The 19,533-nt window shown below is 64.0% G+C and carries 16 protein-coding genes; 2 read left to right on the plus strand and 14 right to left on the minus strand.

The window, feature by feature from the left end; translation table 11 throughout:
- Nucleotides 1–76 precede the first annotated feature (76 nt).
- On the minus strand, nucleotides 77–1,096 hold the full coding sequence (locus D7S89_RS13460) for an NAD(P)H-quinone oxidoreductase (RefSeq protein ID WP_245982881.1): 1,020 nt from the start codon (nucleotides 1,094–1,096) through the stop codon (nucleotides 77–79).
- Nucleotides 1,097–1,261: 165 nt separating this feature from the next.
- Between D7S89_RS13460 and D7S89_RS13465 the strand changes: the two genes are divergently transcribed.
- Nucleotides 1,262–2,137 carry a LysR family transcriptional regulator gene (locus D7S89_RS13465; protein WP_121278336.1) on the plus strand — a complete coding sequence of 292 codons (876 nt, stop codon included), beginning with the start codon at nucleotides 1,262–1,264 and terminating at the stop codon, nucleotides 2,135–2,137.
- A gap of 6 nt (nucleotides 2,138–2,143) precedes the next feature.
- On the opposite strand, the gene D7S89_RS13470 is transcribed toward D7S89_RS13465, so the two are convergent.
- A complete protein-coding gene (locus D7S89_RS13470) occupies nucleotides 2,144–2,875 on the minus strand; it encodes a LytR/AlgR family response regulator transcription factor (RefSeq protein WP_121278171.1) in 732 nt (243 codons plus the stop codon).
- Between the two features lie 18 nt (nucleotides 2,876–2,893).
- Entirely contained in the window at nucleotides 2,894–4,168 is a 1,275-nt protein-coding gene (locus tag D7S89_RS13475) for an RNA-guided endonuclease InsQ/TnpB family protein (protein ID WP_121278172.1), read from the minus strand.
- A 22-nt stretch (nucleotides 4,169–4,190) separates the two neighbouring features.
- Between D7S89_RS13475 and tnpA the strand changes: the two genes are divergently transcribed.
- Nucleotides 4,191–4,604: an IS200/IS605 family transposase gene (tnpA, locus tag D7S89_RS13480; RefSeq protein WP_121278337.1), complete on the plus strand. Its 414-nt coding sequence runs from the start codon at nucleotides 4,191–4,193 to the stop codon at nucleotides 4,602–4,604.
- 70 nt (nucleotides 4,605–4,674) lie between these two features.
- On the opposite strand, the gene D7S89_RS13485 is transcribed toward tnpA, so the two are convergent.
- The 11 genes from D7S89_RS13485 to D7S89_RS13535 all read right to left on the minus strand — a co-directional run bounded on the left by D7S89_RS13485 (nucleotide 4,675) and on the right by D7S89_RS13535 (nucleotide 19,530).
- Entirely contained in the window at nucleotides 4,675–5,748 is a 1,074-nt protein-coding gene (locus D7S89_RS13485) for a sensor histidine kinase (protein WP_121278173.1), read from the minus strand.
- A gap of 152 nt (nucleotides 5,749–5,900) precedes the next feature.
- Entirely contained in the window at nucleotides 5,901–6,440 is a 540-nt protein-coding gene (locus tag D7S89_RS13490) for a GNAT family N-acetyltransferase (protein ID WP_121278174.1), read from the minus strand.
- A 28-nt stretch (nucleotides 6,441–6,468) separates the two neighbouring features.
- Nucleotides 6,469–7,647, minus strand: coding sequence for an ABC transporter permease (locus D7S89_RS13495; RefSeq protein ID WP_121278175.1), 1,179 nt, complete (start codon nucleotides 7,645–7,647; stop codon nucleotides 6,469–6,471).
- The gene (locus D7S89_RS13500) at nucleotides 7,644–8,789 is read right to left on the minus strand and encodes an ABC transporter permease (protein WP_121278176.1); all 1,146 of its coding nucleotides are present in this window, start codon (nucleotides 8,787–8,789) and stop codon (nucleotides 7,644–7,646) included. The genes D7S89_RS13495 and D7S89_RS13500 overlap by 4 nt, the downstream gene beginning before the upstream one ends.
- Before the next feature lie 16 nt (nucleotides 8,790–8,805).
- Nucleotides 8,806–9,501, minus strand: coding sequence for an ABC transporter ATP-binding protein (locus tag D7S89_RS13505; protein WP_121278177.1), 696 nt, complete (start codon nucleotides 9,499–9,501; stop codon nucleotides 8,806–8,808).
- A 32-nt stretch (nucleotides 9,502–9,533) separates the two neighbouring features.
- Entirely contained in the window at nucleotides 9,534–10,796 is a 1,263-nt protein-coding gene (locus D7S89_RS13510) for an efflux RND transporter periplasmic adaptor subunit (protein ID WP_121278178.1), read from the minus strand.
- A 46-nt stretch (nucleotides 10,797–10,842) separates the two neighbouring features.
- Entirely contained in the window at nucleotides 10,843–12,327 is a 1,485-nt protein-coding gene (locus D7S89_RS13515) for an efflux transporter outer membrane subunit (RefSeq protein WP_245982882.1), read from the minus strand.
- A 578-nt stretch (nucleotides 12,328–12,905) separates the two neighbouring features.
- Nucleotides 12,906–13,457, minus strand: coding sequence for a hypothetical protein (locus D7S89_RS13520; RefSeq protein ID WP_121278180.1), 552 nt, complete (start codon nucleotides 13,455–13,457; stop codon nucleotides 12,906–12,908).
- A gap of 184 nt (nucleotides 13,458–13,641) precedes the next feature.
- On the minus strand, nucleotides 13,642–15,684 hold the full coding sequence (locus tag D7S89_RS13525; RefSeq protein WP_121278181.1) for a M3 family metallopeptidase: 2,043 nt from the start codon (nucleotides 15,682–15,684) through the stop codon (nucleotides 13,642–13,644).
- A gap of 37 nt (nucleotides 15,685–15,721) precedes the next feature.
- On the minus strand, nucleotides 15,722–16,321 hold the full coding sequence (locus D7S89_RS13530; RefSeq protein WP_121278338.1) for a helix-turn-helix domain-containing protein: 600 nt from the start codon (nucleotides 16,319–16,321) through the stop codon (nucleotides 15,722–15,724).
- A gap of 11 nt (nucleotides 16,322–16,332) precedes the next feature.
- Nucleotides 16,333–19,530 (minus strand): multidrug efflux RND transporter permease subunit, encoded by a 3,198-nt coding sequence (locus D7S89_RS13535; RefSeq protein WP_121278182.1) that lies wholly within the window; start codon nucleotides 19,528–19,530, stop codon nucleotides 16,333–16,335.
- Nucleotides 19,531–19,533: the final 3 nt, after the last annotated feature.

A 19,533-nucleotide genomic window follows, 5' to 3' on the forward strand; every position in this document is an offset into this window, starting at 1 on the left:
GTCGTTCTGCTTATCGTCGCTGGGAGGTCGAGCCCTGCCAGCGACGAGCTTGAACGCTTCAGTTTCGGTTTCGACTTCAGTTATCGGCGACCAACACAATCTTGCCGATGTGCCGCGACGAATCGATCAATTCGTGTGCAAGCCGCGCCTCACCGAGCGGAAAGGTTCGGCAGATCAGCGGCTTGACCGCTCCCGCCTCAAAAAGCGGCCACACGTGTTGCTGTAGATCGCGAATGATGCTCGCCTTGTCCTCGTAGCTGCGCGGACGCAGCGTCGATCCGATATGGGTGAGCTGCTTGTGCATCAGCGGCCAGATATTGAAGTCCTTCGCTGCCCCTTTCAACGCACTGACCTGGACAATGCGCCCGTTCATCGCCGCCGCCTCGAAGTTGCGGGCGAGGTAGTCGCCGGCAATGATGTCGAGAATCACGTCGATGCCTTGACCGTCGGTGAATCGCTTCACTTCTTCGACAAAATCGGCCTCCCGGTGATTGATCGAAAGGTCGGCGCCGAGTCGCAGGCTTGCCTCGCGGTGTGCTTCGGAACCCGCTGTCGTGATGATCTTCGACGCACCGAACGCCTTGGCAAGCATCGTGGCCGTGGTGCCGATGCCCGAAGCCCCGCCGTGGATCAGTACCGATTCGCCCGCTTTGAATCCGCCGCGCCGGAAAAGATTCAGCCATACCGTCATGAACGTCTCGGGCATCGCGGCTGCTTCGACCACGCTGAGCCCTTTGGGGATCGGCATCGTCGCGTTTTCATGCGCCACGGCGAACTCGGCATAGCCGCCCCCAGTGACGAGCGCACATACGAGGTCACCCACCTGAAAACGCGTCACACCGCTACCGACGGCGACCACCTCGCCCGCCACTTCGAGCCCAGGAATGTCCGATGCGCCCGGCGGCGGCGCGTAGAACCCCTTGCGCTGTAGGACATCGGGGCCATTTACACCCGCCGCGAGCATACGAATCAGAATCTCACCCGCCTCTGGACGCGGCACGGCGCGCGTCACTGGCGCCAGCACTTCCGGCCCACCCGGCTCGCGGATTTCAATCGCCATCATCGTCGACGGCAAGGTTTCGTTAGTCGTGAGCATGGAATCTCCTATACGAATAAGCGGCGTTTGGGGTCGAGGCGGAGCAGTCGCTCAGCACCACGATGCGAATACATGGCTGTCAGTATAGGTCCGCAAGCCGATGAATTTGTGATGCAATATGGCCATGGAGCGATGCAATTTTGCATCACTATCGGAGACGTGATCGTGGATTGGGACGACACCCGCATCTTCCTCGCCGTGCAACGCGAGAGAACGCTCAGAGGCGCCGCAAAGACGCTCGACCTGGACCAGGCAACGGTAGGCAGGCGCATTGCCGCGCTTGAACGCTCGTTGTCCGCGACGCTGTTTCTGCGTACCTCGGACGGCTACGTGCTGACGCCTGCTGGCGAACTCGCGCTCAAGGCGGCGGAAAAGATGGAGCATGCAGCGCATGAACTCGTGCGTCACACGCACGGGGTCGACACGCGGCTTGAAGGCGACGTGCGGGTCACGACCACCGACTCGATCGCGCAGGAGTTCCTGATTCCCGCCATCGTTCGTCTGCACGCCAAACATCCCGACGTGCGAGTCCTGTTGAGCACGTCGACGCAGACGCTGAACCTCGCGAAGCGCGAAGCCGACATCGCGGTGCGAACGATCAAACCCGAGAATCCCGATCTGATCGCCCGTCGCCTCGCGCGATGGCCAATGGGGCTCTTCGCGTCGAAGGGCTACCTCAAGAAGCGCGGCGAACCGAATCCGGGAACGGCCTTCGCCGGTCACGATATCGTCCTGTATCACTCATACATGCCGGGGAGCGGCAACCGCGCACCGACACTCGCCGGCGAGCCGATCCATGCCGGTCGGATCGTGTCGGCCGTCAACTCGAATCTGATGCTGCGCTCGCAGATCAAGGCCGGCCTCGGTCTCGGGGAAATTCCGGTCCTGCTTGGCGAACGGGATGGGCTCGTGCGCGTGTGGCCCGAGCGCACACGCGCGGAGCTCTACGAAGTATGGCTCGTCACACACCAGGATCTACGCCACACCACGCGGATCAGGGCGATGATCGATGAGATCGTGCAGGCATTCGAATGCCAATGAGCCCACTTACATCTGTTTGAACAACCCCACGTAAGCGCGGCTCACGGGCAAGACATCGGTATGTCCGCGCAGATGAATGCGCAGCCTGCCGAGCAGATCACGCTCGACGCGATCGATCGCCGCATACGCGACGATCACGCCGCGATGCACCTGCGCAAAGCGCTCGGCGTCGAGACGCGGCAACAGCTCCTTCAATGGGGTGCGAATCACGTGGCGCTGCTGCGCCGTGATCACCTCGGTGTATTTGTCCGTCGATTGAAAGTACAACACGTCATCGATCGACACGAGCCGCGTCGTGTCCTTCAAACCCACCGTCAGCCAACGTATCGGCGCCGTCTCCCTGGCCTCGCACGCGGCCGCCAGCGTCGCCGCATCGGGTGGCGTCCAGCCGCCGCGCTGCAACTTGGCAATGCAGCGCTGCAGCCGCTCGTCGCTGATCGGCTTAAGCAGATAGTCGAGTGCCGACGCTTCGAACGCTTGCACGGCGTACTCGTCGTAAGCGGTCACGAACACCACGCGCACATAGGGCGCGAGGCTCGCTAGCTTGAGCCCATCGATGCCGGGCATGCGGATGTCGAGGAACGCAACGTCGGGCCGCTTCGCGCCCAACTCGGCCAGCGCATCGATGCCGTTGCGCGGCTGCCCAACGATCTCGAGTTCGGGCCACAGACGAGACAGCCTCGAGGCGAGTTCGGCCGAGAGATTCGGTTCGTCGTCGGCAATGAGGGCAGTCGGCATATTGACTTCCTCCCCGGCCTAAAGGCCGGAGATTCCTACGGCGCTCATCGCGGCATCGAGCCGGGATGAGTCGCTTCGGTGGGTTCCTGCTGCTGGCGACCCTACTGCGTCACTCACTTTGCCCCGAAGGAAATCCCCTTGGGGGACACAGGCGAACCGGGCGTGTCCCGCCCTTAAAACGTTGATTGCGCCGACTACATCGGCGTTTTCCTCGTAGCCGCACCGGACACACGCGAACAGCGCTTGCGTCTTGCGGTTTTCCTTCGATACGTACCCGCAGCACGGACAGGTGCGGCTCGTGTTCTGCGGCGGCACGGCGATGAGATAGCCGCCGTTCCACGCCAGCTTGTAATCCAGTTGACGGCGGAACTCGAACCAGCCCTGATCGAGAATGGATTTATTCAGGCCGGTCTTGGCTCGAACGTTCTTCCCAGGCGCATCGGTTGTGCCCGCTGCCGACTTGGACATGTTGCGCACCTGCAAGTCCTCGATACACACCATCGCGTGGTTTTGGCTGATCGCGGTTGAGCTCTTGTGCAGGTAGTCGCGGCGGGCGTTACCGATCCGGGCATGGATACGCTGGACTCGGGCTTGCGCCTTTTTCCAGTTGTTGCTGAACTTGGTCTTGCGACTCATCGCCTGCTGCGCTTTACGCAGAGCAGTTTCTTGCCGCTTGAAGCTGTCGAGCGGCGCGTAGAAACTGCCGTCCGAGAGCGTGGCGAAACGAGCCACGCCCATGTCGATGCCGACCGCGCTCGTGGCCTGAGGCACGGACGGCTCAACTTCGCGTTCGGTCTGGATCGAGACGAACCACCTGCCGCACGACTGGCTGACGGTGATGTTCTTCACCGCGCCGAGCACGTCCCGGCTGTTCCGGTAGCGCAGCCATCCGAGCTTGGGCAGGAATAGTCGGCTGTTGGCCTGATCGAGCTTGATCTGCTTGGGGTCTGGATAGCGAAAGCTGTCGCCCTGGCCTTTCCTCTTGAAGCGCGGGAAGTCGGCCCGTTTGGCGAAGAAATTGGCATAGGCCCGCTCCAGGTCCTTGAGCGTCTGTTGCAGCGGATGCACGGGCGCATCGGCCAGCCACGGTGTTTCCGCGCCATTGCGCCATGCCGTGAGTTCCTTGCACAGGCCTGCGTAGCCGAGTTTCTTCCCGCCTTGCTCGTACCTCGCCTTCTGCAACGCCAGCGCCTTGTTGAAGACGAACCGGCACGAGCCAGCAAAGCGGCGCATGTTGCGCTGCTGTTCGCCGGTCGGCATCAGTTCGTATTTGAAGGCTTGAAGACGTTGCATGGCTCAATCATACTCTTGGTCTATGAGCAACGACAACGATATTCGGCACGGACGGCACTGTGTTTTTAAGATGCATGTCCATTTGGTCTTCGTAGCGAAATACCGCCGTAGGGTATTCGATGGGGACGCTATCGGGCGACTTCGAGCCATCTTCGCCAAGGTCTGCGCCGACTTCGAGGCCGACCTGATCGAGATGGACGGCGAGGACGATTACGTGCACCTACTGGTGGAATACCCGCCCAAGGTGGCCGTCTCGAATCTGGTAAACAGCCTCAAGGGCGTATCGAGCCGCCTGCTGCGCAGGGAGCGGCCCGACATCCAGAAACGTTACTGGAAGGGCGCCCTGTGGTCGCCGTCCTACTTCGCCTCATCTTGCGGGGGCGCACCAATTTCCATCGTGCGGCAGTACATCGAGCAACAGCAAACGCCACATTGAACGAAGGACGGCTACGCCGTCCGCGCTATCCTTCCCCGCCCTGAAAGGACGGGGCTTGCCGCGCAACGGGTCAGCGAATCGGAATCAGCAGCGTCGCGGTCACGCCCCGCGTGGCGTCGGCGTTCGCGCCGATCGACAGTTGGCCTTCGGCGCCATAAAGGCTCTGCATGCGCTCGCGCACGTTCGCGAGCCCGACGCCGCCGTGCACCTTCGTACTGTTGCCCAGGCCGACGCCCGTGTCGCTGACATCGAGGCGCAGCATCTGGTCCTCGCAGCGGGCCGCGATACGAATCTGGCCACCCTCGAGCGAGGGCTCGATACCATGCAGCAACGCATTCTCGACGAGCGGCTGCAGCAGCAACGGCACAAATGGCCGTTCACGCACCGATGAAGGCACGTCGATGGCGTATGAGAGCCGATCGCCGAGCCGGATCGACGCGATACGCAGCAACGCCTCGACGAGCGCGAGCTCCTCATCGAGCGTCGACGTAGGCTTGCGCGTACGTGCGAGGCTTGCGCGCAAATAGCAGTTCAAGTTCTCGAGCATCATTGACGCCCGCGCAGGATCACGCTCGATCAAGCTCTGTACGTTCGCGAGCGTGTTGAACAGAAAGTGCGGCTCGATCTGTGCCTGCAGCAAGGCCAGGCGCGCGGCCGTCTCCGACTGGCGCAGCTCGGCTGCCTCGCGGCGCTGCCGTTCGAGCGTCGCGCGCATGCGGAACCACTGCACGAGCACGGACAGGAACACGGATATGGCGGCGGATATCAGGAACGACGGCGAGAGGGACAACCATACGTCAAGGGCCGTCTTGCCGATCAACTCTGGCACGTACCCGACCGTCCGCGCGGCAAACTCGACGCCCATCATGACACTGATGGGTGTGACCACCAGCGCCTTCGTCAACAGTCGCAGCCGGCCCGGCACGATCCGGTCGGCCAGCAAGCTCAGCAGGCAGGCGGGGACACCGATGCCATTCGATGTGACCAAATACACCCTCAATGGAGCGTCGCGAATCGACACCCAGAACGCGAGGCCGACGAGGCAGTTGAAGGCGATGAGCGCCAGCACGGACAACGGTATGCGGGCGCGTCCACGCCGCAAGCCTTGGTAGTACAAAATCAGGGAATCAGGTTTGCTCGACATGGCCTCGGGAGAACCTGTCATACGACGAACGGGGTGTCCCGACTGTACCCCATGCAACCAAGCCATAGCGTGCGGCGCGATGAACCGCGAAATGCTGCGACCAGATGAAGCCAGAGCCGATGAAACGCCGCACGTGCCACGTTAAAGCAACATCACAGCTGCTTGTGGAAGAACGTCGTACCGCCCAGCGTGCCGTCGGGCTTCAGCGCGTAATTGGGTATGTCGCCGACGCGCTGCCAGCCCGCGCGCGCATACAAGCGCTCAGCGTCACCGCCGGTTACCGTATCGAGCACGAGCACGCTCTTGTTCTCCTCACGCGCAGCGCCATCGATCGCAGCCATCAAGCGTTGAGCCACGCCGCGCCGCCGCGCATCGCGATGCACGAGCACCTTCTCCACGTCGGCACGGTGCGGTTGATTCTGGGGCATCGCCATCACGAGCTGGACGGTGCCGACGATGCGCCCGTTCGGCTCTTGCGCGACGAGCAACACCCGCTCGCCGCGCGCCACCCCTTCGGCCACGTTTCGCCAGAACGCGAGGGCGGTCTCGCGCGCGATCGGCAGCACGAAACTCACTCCTGCGCCGCCTTCGACGCAATCGATGAGCACGTCGGCCAGCCCTTCGACGGCCGCCGCCGCTTCCGCGCCGCTGAGGCGCCGCACGGTCACACTGTCGATCGTTTGCGAATCCATTCCTTTACCCGTTACTAGTAACCAGTGACTAATTGGCACGCAATGCCGTGGCGATCGGCAAGCGCGCCGCGCGCACGGCCGGCAGCAGACCGCCGAGCATGCCGACCACGCAGGCGACGAACACCCCCGATACAAGCAGCGAGGCCGTGACCGTCAAGTGAAACACCACCTGCGTGAAGTTCGAGCCCAGCGTATTGAGGGTGTTGCCGTTAAAGCCGAGCCATGCCGCGATCGAACCGACCACGCTGCCGATCAACGCGAGCAGCAGCGATTCGACGAGCACCGAGATCACGATCGGCGCGCCGCCGAAGCCGATAGCGCGCAACGTGGCGATCTCGCGCGTACGCGTGGACACGGCCGTGTACATCGTGTTGACCGCGCCGAAGCACGCGCCCAGCGCCATGATTCCACCGACAAAATACGCGAGCAAGTTCAAGAGCTTCGACAGATTGCGCGACTGCGACGCGTAGTAGTCGGCCTCGCGCTGCACGCTGACCTTCAGCGTCGGATCGGTCGTCAGCGCCCCCTTGAAGCTATCGAACGCCGCAGCCGAGTCGAGCATCACCGTCACCGACTGGAACAGGTTGCGGCGATAGGCCGACAACACGGTCTCGACATCACCTTGCATTTCCGATTCGTGCGCATCGCCGCCGCTCTCGTAGATGCCCACGACGGTCCACTCGGAATCGCGGAACGCGATATGGCTGCCGAGCTCGAGCCCCTTGAACTGCGTGACGGCCGACTTGCCGACGATGATCTCGCGCACGGCGGGCCGATACATGCGGCCAGCGACCAAGTGGATCTCGGGGCGCAGCTTCATCGCATTGGGACTGACGCCGCGCAGCGTGACGTTCGCATCGCCGTTGTCCTTCTTCTGCGGCAGCGACACGATGACGACGACCTCGGTAGACGCAACCGGGCGGCCGGCAGCATCCTTGTGCACGCCAGGCGCATCGAGGATCGTCTGCGTGTTCTCGCGCGAGATCGTGCTGCCGAGTTCGGCTTCGGAACCCGCACGCAGCACGATCGCGCGATCCATGCGCGCCGTGCCCTTGAGCGTCTGCGTGAAGCCCTCGGCCATCGCGAGCACCGACACCATGACGGCGACCGTCACGGCAATGCCGATGACGATGACCCACGCGATACCGATCCGCTGCGGCAGGCTGCGCAGGTTCATCGACGTGACTGCTACGATTTGCTTGATCATGACCGCAGGGCCTCCACAATGACCAACCGTTTGGCGCGCCAGGCCGGTACGAGGCCCGTGGCCGCTGCCAGCAGGATCGCCATCAACAAGCCTTCGGCAATCACCTTCGGCGGCATTTCGACGACGCCGAGCGTATCCCTGAGCGCTGGGAACAGCAGGTCGGCAATACCGATGCCGAGCACCGCCGCGAACACGCACAGCAGCAGCGATTGCAACAGCACGAGCACGAGCACGCGCGTATCGCTGAAGCCGAGCGTCTTCATCACGGCCAGCTGCGGCACCTGCTCGCGCACGCCCTGCATCACCGTGCTGCCCACCGCGAACAACAGCGCGAAGAACACCGCGAACAGGATGTACGTGACGATCAGGCTGATGTCGCCGATCTGCTTGAGGAACGACTGCTGGAATTCCTTTTCCGTCTGCGTCTTCGTCTCGTCGGGCGAGTTCGCGAAGCGCTTGTCGATCGCCGCCGCGACCTCGGCCGATTGCCGCGGATCCTTCAACTGCACCACGTACCAGCCGACTGTGCCTTTGCCGAAGCTGCGCGCTTCGTCGAAGTACTTGTAGTTGAAGTACAGGGCCTCTTCACGCTGACGATTACCCGGGTCCTGGTAGATGCCGACGATGTCGAAGTCCCAATCGGACGTGCCGTCCGATGCCTTGACCCAGATCGTCGAATGCAACGGCAGGCGGTCGCCGACCTTCCAGCCGTATTTGTCCGCGAGCGTCTTGCCGACGATGGCGCCCGTGCGCGTCTTCTCGAGCGCCTTCAACTGCTCGGGCGGCACCTGAAATTCAGGCCGCACGGCGAACGCGCGCTCGGCTTCGACGGGAAACGCCGCAAGCGGGTTCTTCGGATCCTGATAGTACGGACCGAACCACGATTCATGCGAGACGCGCTCGACGCCCGGGATCGATTCGATCTGCGTCAGATCGGCGAGCGGCAGCGACTCGGTGAGCGAGATACGGTTCGTCACGATGAGCCGGTTGACGTTGGAGCGCTCGATCGTCTGCTGAAATGCCGCATTGATCCCTTGCAGCATGCCGAACAGCAGGAACGCAATCACGATCGAGAGCAGCGAAAGCGACGTGCGCAACTTCTTGCGCCATAACATCGCCCACATCAGGGGTATGTATTTCATGCGTGCGCTCCGCTTCTCAAGCCTCGGTCCTGGCCCGCTCGTCGACGAATCTGCCCTTGTCGAGGTGCAGCGTGTGCGTCGCGTAGTCGGCCGCTTTCTGATCGTGCGTGACCATCACGATCGTCTTGCCATACTCGCGATTGAGCACCTGCAGCAAGTGCAGGATTTCGTCGGCCGTCGTGCGGTCGAGGTCGCCCGTCGGTTCGTCGCACACGAGCAGCTTCGGATCGGATACGAGCGCGCGTGCGATTGCAACCCGCTGCGCTTGACCACCCGACAGCTCCGACGGCTTGTGCTTGAGCCGCTCCTCCAAGCCCACCACCTTCAGCGCCGTACGCACGTTGCGCATGCGCTGCTCCTTCGACAGCGAGGTCAGCAGCAGCGGCAACTCGACGTTGCTCTCGGCGGTCAGCATCGGCATCAGGTTGTAGAACTGGAACACGAAGCCGACGTTGTCGGCGCGCCAGCGCGCGAGACGGCCGCCGCGCAGTTGATCGATGCGCTCGCCGGCCACGATGATCTCGCCGCTCGTCGGATGATCGATGCCGCCGATCAGGTTCAGCGCGGTGGTCTTGCCCGAGCCCGACGGCCCCATCAGCGCGACGAAGTCGCCTTGCTCGACTTCGAGGTTCAGGTTGTGCAGGACCTCGACACTTTGCTTGCCTCGCGTGTAGGTCTTCACGACATTGCGCATCGATACCATCGCAGTCATTGCATCACTCCTCGTTCAGCCTTCTAATTCGTTTATCGATCGACCACTTTCACATGGGTGCCATCGGCGAGCTTGGCGAAATCGCCGACTGCCACCCGCTCGCCCGCATTCAGGCCGGCCAGGATGGTCTGCCCGTCGTCGTTGCGCGCGCCGAGCTTGACCGCGCGGCGTTCGAGCGTGTCATCGTGCAACACGAATACGGTCCCCGTATTCGAGCCGGCCGCCCCGCCCACCTGCACGGCCTCCGGCGGCAGCAGGACACCGCCGCCCGCCGAGTGCGCTGCGCCTTGCGCACCCTGCGCATCGCTGAGGAACGACACGCGCGCGCCCATCTCGGGCAGGATGCGCGGGTCGCGCGACTTGAAGCCCACGCGCACCTTCACGGTCGCCTTGCTGCGGTCGGCCGTCGGTATCACCGCGATCACGTAGGCCGGGATCTGCCAGTCCGGATACGCATTGAGCTTCAGGACGGCGGGCCCTTGCGTGCGCACGCGGCTGATGAAGTTTTCGCTGACGTCCACTTCGACTTCGAGCGAATCCATGTCGACCAGCGTGCAGATGCCGCTACGCGTGAAGCCGCCACCCTGCGACAGCGGCGACACGATTTCACCGGGCTGCGCGTTCTTGGTCGTGACGACGCCCGTAAACGGCGCGCGCACGACGGTGTCGTTATAGTCGCGCTGTGCGACTTCGAGTGCCGCACGCCGCACGGCGAGATTGCCTTCGGCGACCAACAGATCGGTTTGCCTCGCGTCGTAGGCGGACTTGCTCGCTTCAAGCGCCGCCGTGCTGATCACGCCTGTCGCCGCGAGTTTCTTGTCGCGCGCATACGTCGGCGCGATGTCTTCTGCCGCGGCCTTCGCCTGAGCCAGCGTGCCCTCCGCCTGCTGGACGCCGGCCTTCGCTTCGAGCAACGACGCGGACGCATTCGTATCGTCGAGCTTGGCCACGACGTCGCCTTCCTTGACGTGCTGTCCCTCCTCGATGAACAGCTGCTCGAGCTTGCCCGTGATCTTCGCCGACACCGTGGCTTGCCGGCGCGCCACCACGTAGCCCGACGCATCGAGCATCGAGGCGCCGCCCTGCACGCCCGAGCTCGAAGGCAGCGCGCGTGCCACGGCCACTTTGACCTCGGGCGCGGCCGAACGCGTCCAGAAGAATGCGCCCAAGCCCAACACGATCAGCAGGCCCAGCAAGCCTGCGATCCACCACGAGCGATGACCGGTCTGCGTATCGGCGGGCCGTTGCCCCCGGTCGATACGTAATTCGCGCAGCAAGTCGGATTTGTCCGTCATGAAAGGAATTCCGCGAAATCGAAAAGAGTTGGTGGGCCTGGCCCGCTCAATGTGTTTGCGTTTGTGTCTGCGTCTGCGCTCGAGGCGCCGTTTGCATCGCGTCTTCGGCCGGACTGCTCCAATCGCCACCCAATGCGAGGAAGAGTGCAGCTGTGTCCTGATAACGCGCCGCCTGCGCCTGCACATACGCGATGCGCGAGCGCTGATATTGCTGCTGCGCGATCAGCAGATCGAGGTTGTTCGCGCCGCCGAGGCCGAACCGTTGCTCGATCAGATGCAGGCTGTCGGCCGCCGCCGTTTGCGCGCGATATTGCGCGTTGAGCGTCTGCGCATCGTGCTCGAGCGCGCGCAGTGTGTCGGCCACGTTCTTGAACGCGAGCAACACCGTCTGCCGATACTGCGCGTACGACTGATCGTACTCCGCAATCGCGGCACGCCGCTTGGCGTTGAGCGTGCCGCCCTGAAACAGCGGCTGCGTCAGGTTGCCGGCCAGCGAGAACACATTGCTCTTGAGCAACGAACCCAACGTTTCGGCCGAATCGCCGAAGCTGCCCGTAATGCCGATCTGCGGGAACATGTTCGCCGTCGCGACGCCCACCCGCGCGCTAGCCTGATGCAGCTGTGCCTGCGCACGCCGGATGTCGGGACGCTGCCGCACGACCTCGGACGGCACCATGACCGGAATGTCGGGCGGCAAGCGCAGCGCAGCCAGATCCAGCGGTTGCTCGCCGTACTCGCCTGGCAGCTTGCCGACATAGACGGCCAACTGGCTGCGCGCCTCGGCAAGCTGCTGCTGCAACGGCGGCACGGTAGCCTCGACCGACGCGAGGTTCGACTCGGCCTGCAGGACGTCGGAGCGTGGCGAACCGCCCAGCTCGAACTGCTTGCGCGCGAGCTCGACCTCATGCTGCGCCGAAGCAACCAGATCGTGCGTCGCATCGATCTGCGCGCGCAGCGACGCTTCGAGCACGGCAGCCGTCACGACATTGGCTGCCAGCGTTTGATAGGTCGCTTGCAGTTCTTCGCGCTGCGCATCGCGCGCGGCTTCGTCCGCTTCGATTCCACGCCGCACACCGCCGAATACGTCGAAGTTGTATGACAGATTGACCGACGCGTTATAGAGCGTAAACAGGAAATTGAAGGGCCCGGGGAAGCCCTGCGAGGCGCCGTTGATCTTCTCGCGCGATGCGCCAAGCGAGCCGCTCACGGACGGAAACAGCGCGCCGCGCTGCGCGTTGAGCTGCTGCTGCGCGTCACGCAATGCCGCTTGCGCCGAGTCGATCGTCGGACTGTTCGTCAGCGCGCCGTCGACGAGGCGGTCCAGCTCCGGCGAACCATATTGCGTCCACCAGTGCGAATCGAGCGCCAGGCGCGCCTTGAACTGCTGTGGCTCGCCACCGGCCACCGGCGTGGCCATCGTTTGCGTAGGCATCGGCTGCTCGGTGACGGATGTCACGCTCGGCGCAGCCGGCGCCTTGAAATCGGGGCCGACCGCACACGCGCCGAGCGCCACCGAGCAGGCGAATGCCACCAGCGAGCGACCTAGCGGCACACGACTTAGACATGCTCTGGGTAGCCGGCGTGGTACGCCGCGCACGTTGTTATCCATGTTCGAATGGGAAAACCGAATCGACGTAAATGCTCCGATTGTTCGGAGCAGACAAAAATACCGGCTACCGCACTGAAATGCGGCAACGAGTATAGCGCTGGCTTCCTGACGTCGATAGTGACGAATGGAAGGCTGACGTTCTATTACTTTTGCATCGACCTACAGCAAACCGCGTTTCTTTAATACAGGCTCGACTGCCAGTGCACGGCGGTGGAACCGCTGGTTAGCCAACGCCGGATCGATCGAATTGCCACTGCTGTAAATCCATTTGCGCAAACGCTCGGCCGTGGCCCGTTCGAATGGATCGCCTGCTTCTTCGAATGCCGTTTAGCCGTCGGCTGCGAATACGTCGGCCCAAGAATAAACGTAGTAGCCCGCCGCATAACCATCGGTTCCGGACAGAACATACGGCTACAGCACACCGCCCAGCATAACGAATTGCGCCGCAGCCGGCATCGAAGGCACACAAGGGGCACATCGGTGCGAGTGCCCGGCGCCTTTCATTCAAAGCTTGTCGCGGGATGGCTGGAGCGTTCTCCGGCTGCCCGGATCGAGCGGACGAGCACGTTCAAGGCACGGCCGAGCGGCATACCGGCCAGCATGCCCCATGCAGCGAACGCAAGCGAAACGAACTGCTCGGAGGCGGCCCAGGGTTGACGCGTTTCGACCGCGTAATGCAGGAAACCTTCGAGGGCGAACATCAGCAGCAGCGTGACGAGCAGGCTCGGATCGCCAGGCAGTCGCACACGCATGCCCCTGCGTCGTACGCCGCTATCGTCGACGGTTGCAATGGGCTCGAAGCCAAGCCGCCAACGGCTCGCATGCAGCCAGCCCAGCACGATGCCCGCAGCGAGCGTGAACAGCGCCAGCGCGTAGTCGGGCCAGCCGGCGCCGGGGAACAGACGGTTTACGCTCGACGCCCCGAGCAGCACGAACGCGAGGGGAAACACGATCGTGCGTTCGACACGGATGGTGCGTGGGTAGCAGCGCCTGATGCCGACGTAGACCAGGACGCACAACAGGACATAGACGTAGGTCGGAACGTATTGCATCGGATGCCTCGCGAAGTGCCGTGATCGAGCGGGAGTGCTTGATCGTGACTGTATTCGCGCGGGTGCCGGTGCGCTCGCGCATGCGACGAGCGGTGCGATTTCGCAGACGGGCTGCGCCGAGCGGCGACGAGTGGGGTTCAACGGCTGCAGGCCAGATGGCCCGCAACCGGTTGAACCAGCGGCCTTACAGCAAACCGCGTTTCTTCAATACCGGCTCGACTGCCGGTGCACGGCCGCGGAACCGTTCATAAGCCAGCGCGGGATCGATCGAATTGCCGCTGCTGTAAATCCATTTGTGCAAGCGCTCGGCCGTAGCCCGGTCGAATGGATTACCCGCTTCTTCGAAAGCCGTATAGCCGTCGGCCGCCAGCACGTCGGCCCACAAATAGACGTAATAGCCCGCCGCGTAATCCTCCCCCGCAAATAGGTGTTGAAAGTGCGACAAGCGATGCCTGAAGTCGATTTCGGGCGGCACACCATGTTTTGCAGCTTGCGCCGTTTGGAATTCGGCAATGTCGACCGCTTCGCCGCGCGGCAGCGAATGCAAGGCCATGTCCACCAATGCCGACGCCCCATATTCGACCGTGGCATACGCCTGATCGAAGCGACTTGCCGCCTCGAGCCGATCGAGCAGCACCTCCGGGATCGGCTCGCCCGTTTCGACGTGCCGGGCATGGCGTTGCAGCACGTCGCGCTCGCGCGCCCAACTCTCGAACAATTGCGACGGCAGCTCGACGAAATCCATCAGCACGTTCGTGCCCGACAGCCGGTGATAGTGCACGTTCGACAGCAGGCCATGCAGCCCATGCCCGAACTCGTGGAAGAGCGTGCGGATATCGTCGAAGCTCAGCAGCGTCTGAGCGCCTTTCGCGAAGTTGTTGTTGTTCAGCACGATCGGCAACGTGCCGCCGTTCAGGCCCGACTGCGCGCGCAGAATGCTCATCCATGCGCCGCTGCGCTTGCCCGGCCGGGCGAAGTTGTCGCCGATGAACACGCCGACCGGCTTGCCTTCGCTGTCGGCCACTTCCCACAGGCGGGCGTCGGCGTGATAAAGCGTCACGTCGTGGCGTTCCGTGAATCGCAAGCCGAACAGGCGCGAAGCGCAATCGAACATCGCCGCGACCATCGCGTCGAGTGAGAAGTACGGCTTGATTTGCGCATCGTCGATAGAAAAGCGCTTCTGACGCAGCTTCTCCGCGAGATACATCCAGTCCCACGCGGCGATCGGCGTAGGCTGACCGAGCTCGCGCGCGAGTTCCGTCAGCGCGGCACGATCTTCGCCGGCTTTGACGAGCGCAGGCTGCCACGCGCGCGTCAGCAGATCGTTCGCGGCCTGTGGCGTATGCGCCATGCGATCGGCGAGCCGGTAGTCGGCGTACGTCGCGTAACCGAGCAGCGACGCTTTCTCTTGCCGCAACGCAACGATGCGGGCCGCCACCGGGCGGTTGTCGCGCTCGCCGTCGTGCGCGCCGCGCTCCTTGCCGGCACGCCACACGCGCTCGCGCAGATCGCGCCGCTCGGAGAACGTCAGGAACGGCTCGGCCAGCGACGGCGCCAGCGTGATCGCATGCGTCCCGTCGGGCAACCCGCGCACACGGGCCGCTTCACGCGCGGATTCCAGCAACGATGGGGGCAGGCCGGCCAGTTCGTCGCCGCTCAGCGTCAGCGCGAATGCGGTTTCGTCGCCCAGAACGTTCTGACGAAATTGTGCAGCCAGGGCGGCCAATTGCTCCACGATTTCTGCAAAGCGCGCTTTGGCCTGCGGGGCGAGCGTCGCGCCCGCGCGCTCGAAATCCAGATAGAAGCGCTCGAGCAGACGCCGCTGCTCGGCCGTCAGCGCGAGCGACTCGCGCTCAGCGTAAACGCCCGCGACGCGCGCAAACAGCGCTTCGTGCTGATAGATCACGCTTTCGTGCGCGGCCAGACGCGGCGACCAGTCGCGCTCGACGGCTTGCAGCGCCGGCGACGTCGCGCTCGCCGCGAGGTTCTCGAACAGCACCGTCAAACGAAACAGCGTCTGCCCTGCGGCATCGATGGCCGCAATGGTGTTGTCGAACGTCGGCGCATCGCTCGCGTTCGCGATCGCATCGATCTCGTCCCGATGCTCGCGCATCGCCGCCTCGAACGCGGGCGGGAAGTGCTCGGGCACGATACGCGCAAACGGCGGCAGACCGTGAGGGTCGTTCCATGGCTCAAGTAACGGATTCATCGCATTCGAGGTCGTCATGTTTATTTTTGTTCAGCAAACGTTTGAATTAGCGGCGTTACAACAAGCTCGGCGTACCGACCCACATCAGTACGGCCTCGAGATCGCCGGTGTTTTCCCAACTGTGCTCGTCGGTCGCGTCATAGTGCGCCGAGTCGCCGGTACGAAACGAAAACGTCTTGCCCTTGAGCGTCAACGCAACGGTGCCCGACAGCACGTACCAGAACTGCTCGCCCGCGCGCGTCGCGACTTCGGCGAGCTTTTGCCCTGCCGGCATGCGCACGAGCAGCGCCTCCATGCGCCCGCCGTCGAACACCTGCGTCAGGCGCGCGAACAAGTTGCCGGCATCGGCAAAGCCGAAGAACGCAAGCTGATCGCCGCGCGCGATGTAGCGCCCCTCGCGCGGCGCCTCGAGCAGGTACTGAAGGTCGACGCCAAGCACGCGCGCGATCGCCATCAACGTCGCGAGCGACGGCCGCGCGAGCCCGCGCTCCACTTGCGACAGGAACGGCGTGGAGATGCCCGCGCACGCGGCAGTCTCGTCGAGCGTCAGCAACAAGCGCTGACGCAACGACCGAATCTTCGAGCCGAGCACCGTGGCTGGCCGATCCTGGTCGAGCCACGAGCCTCGTTCGTAAGTCTTGCGATGCCGCGTCATACTGCCATCCATCATGAGCGCTCCGTCTCGGTATCACGCAGGGCTTGATCGTCCAGCGCGCGGCCAGCCGGCCCGGCCGACGTCGGGGTCGTGTCGCCATGCTTGTCGCCGCTGGCCGCTGCCGGCCGGCGCCGTTCAGTCAATCGCATCACGACGTAGAACGCGATGGGCGTGAACACCAGGCCCAGCGCGGTCGCGGCAATCACGCCACCGAACACGCCGGTGCCGATCGAGTGCCGGCTTTCGGCGCCGCCGCCCGTCGAGAACACGAGCGGCACGACGCCAAGCAGGAATGCGGCCGACGTCATCACGATGGGCCGGAAGCGCATCGCGCACGCCTGCACGACCGCGTCAGCCAACGCCACGCCGCGTGTGCGCAGATCGCGCGCGAATTGCACGATCAAAATGGCGTTCTTGCCAGCCAGGCCGATCACCGTCACGAGGCCGATCTTGAAGTAGATGTCGTTCGGCATGTCGCGGATGAGCATCGCGGCCACGGCCCCGATCATGCCGAGCGGGACGACGACCAGCACCGACAGCGGCACGGTCCAGCTCTCGTATAGCGCCGCGAGCGCCATGAATACGGCGAGCAGCGACAGCCCGATCAGCAGCGGCGTCTGGCGCGCGGCCAGCGTTTCGGCCAGCGACGCATCGGCCCAGTCGTAGGCGAAGCCCTCCGGCAATTGCGCGGCGAGCCGCTCCATCTCGGCCATTGCCGCGCCCGAGCTGTAGCCCTTCGCGGCGCGGCCGTTCAGATCGAGCGCCGGATAACCGTTGTAGCGCTGCACGATGATGGGGCCACGGCTCCAGTGCAGCGACGCAAAAGCCGAGAACGGCACCATCTTGTTGCTCGCATTGCGCACCGACAGCTTCATCAGGTCGGCATCGGTCATGCGCGTGGGCGCGTCGGCGCCGACCAGGACGCGCAACATGCGCCCGCCAGCGGGGAAGTCGTCGATGTAGGACATGCCGAACGTGTTGCCGAGCACGTCCTGAATCGCATCGAACGATACGTCCATCGCATAGGCTTTCGCGCGGTCGATCTCGAGCGTCACCCGCGGCGCGTCGGGCAGCGTTTCCGAATGCACGTCGGCCAGGATGGGATCGTGCTCGGCCAGTCGAAGCAGCTGCTCGCGCGCGGCATCGAGCGCATCCTTGCCGAGCCCGCCACGATCCTCGAGATGGAACGTAAAGCCTTCGGAGTGACCGAGGCCCGGCACCGATGGCGGCAACTGCGCGAACACCTGGCCCTCGTCGATCTTGGAGAACGCTTCGTTGAGCCGGTCGCGCAGCGTCTGGGCGTCGATGTCGCGATGGCCCCAGTCCTTCAAGTCGATGAATGCCATCCCGACGTTCTGCCCTTGGCCGATGAAGCTCCAGCCGATCACCGTCGTCGCGTTCTCGATCGACGGCTGTTCGTGCAAGATCTTCTCGACCTTCTGCACCACGGCGAACGTGCGCTGCTGCGACGCACCGGGCGGCAGAATGACCATGACCATCACCTGGCCTTGGTCTTCGGTAGGCAGAAAGCCGCTCGGCAGCGACTGATACATGAACGTGCCCGCGACCACGAGCGCGACGTGCACGGCGAATACGCGCGCCGGGCGCCGCAACAATCGCTCGACGAACCCGCGATAGCGCACCGAGGTGCGATCGAAGCCAGCCAGAAAACGCCCGACCAGGCCGGTCGCATGGTGGGCGTCGGCGGCTGGCGGCTTCAGCAGGCTCGCGCATAGCGCGGGCGCGAGCGACAGCGCCATGAAGGCCGACACGAGAATGGCCGAGATCATCGCGATCGAGAACTGCCGATAGATGCCGCCCACGCCGCCCGTGAAGAACGCCATCGGCACGAACACGGCGATCAGCACCGCCGTCACGCCGACGATGGCCCCGCCGATCTGCGCCATCGCCTTGCGCGTCGCTTCGCGCGCGGGCAAGCCTTCGTCGCGCATGATGCGCTCGATGTTCTCGACGACGACGATCGCATCGTCGACGAGAATGCCGATCGCCAGCACGAGGCCGAACAGCGTAAAGACGTTGATCGAGAGCCCGAACGTGTACATCGCGACGAACGCGCCCATCAGCGCCACCGGAATCACGACGGTCGGCACGAGCGTGTAGCGCAAGTCGCGCAGGAACAGCCACATCACGCAGAACACGAGCACGATCGCCTCGATCAGCGTGATCATGACTTCGCTGATCGCGATCTTCACGAAGTGGGCGCCGTCGTACGGAATCTGGACATCGATACCGGGCGGCAGCGACTTCTTGAGCGCGGCCACCCGCGCGTGAATCGCATTCGACGTTTCGAGTGCGTTGCCGAGCGGGCCCAGTTGGATACCGACCGTCGCCGCGTTCTTGCCGTTCAGGCGCGACCAGAACGTGTAGCTATCGCGGCCGAGCTCGACGCGCGCGACGTCGCCGATGCGCACGACCGAACCATCGGGCAGCGCCTTCAGCACGATTTGCGCGAACTCGGCCGGCGTACGCAGCTGGCCGCGCACGCTGACCGACGCGGTCAGCACCTGACCGTTGACGGCAGGCGCATCGCCGAGCGTGCCGGCCGTCACGGTCGTGTTCTGCGCGCGGATAGCGGCTGCGACGTCGGCTGGCGCCAGATTGAACTCGCGCAGCTTGACCGGATCGAGCCAGATGCGCATCGCTTCGTCCGCATCCCACAGCTCGGCGGCGCCGACGCCCGGCGTGCGCTTGAGCTCGCGCAGCAGATAGCGGTTCAGGTAATCGCTGAGCGCCGTCGAATCGCGCGTGCCGTCGGTCGAGACCATCGACACGAGCATCAGGAACGTGTTGGTGGCCTTGAACACGCTGATGCCTTGCTGCACGACCGCCTGCGGCAAGCGCGGCTCGATCTGCTTGAGCCGGTTCTGCACGTCGACCATCGCGAGATCCGGGCTGGTACCCGGCGTGAACGTGACGTCGATTTCGAGGTTGCCGAGCGCATCGCTCGTCGTTTCGTAATATTGGAGCCCGTCGGCACCGTCGAGGCTTTGCTCGACGAGACTCGCTACGTCGCTGTCGACGGCTTCGGCCGATGCGCCCGGATAAGTCGCGGAGATGACGATGCGCGGCGGGGAAAGGTGCGGATACTGCGACACCGGCAGCATCGGCACGGCCAGCGCGCCGGCGACGATGATCGCGAGGGCGACGATCCAGGCGAAGACGGGGCGGTCGATGAAAAATGATGGCACGCG

Origin of the sequence: Trinickia fusca, assembly GCF_003628145.1 — a bacterium.
GTDB classification, from domain to species: domain Bacteria; phylum Pseudomonadota; class Gammaproteobacteria; order Burkholderiales; family Burkholderiaceae; genus Trinickia; species Trinickia fusca.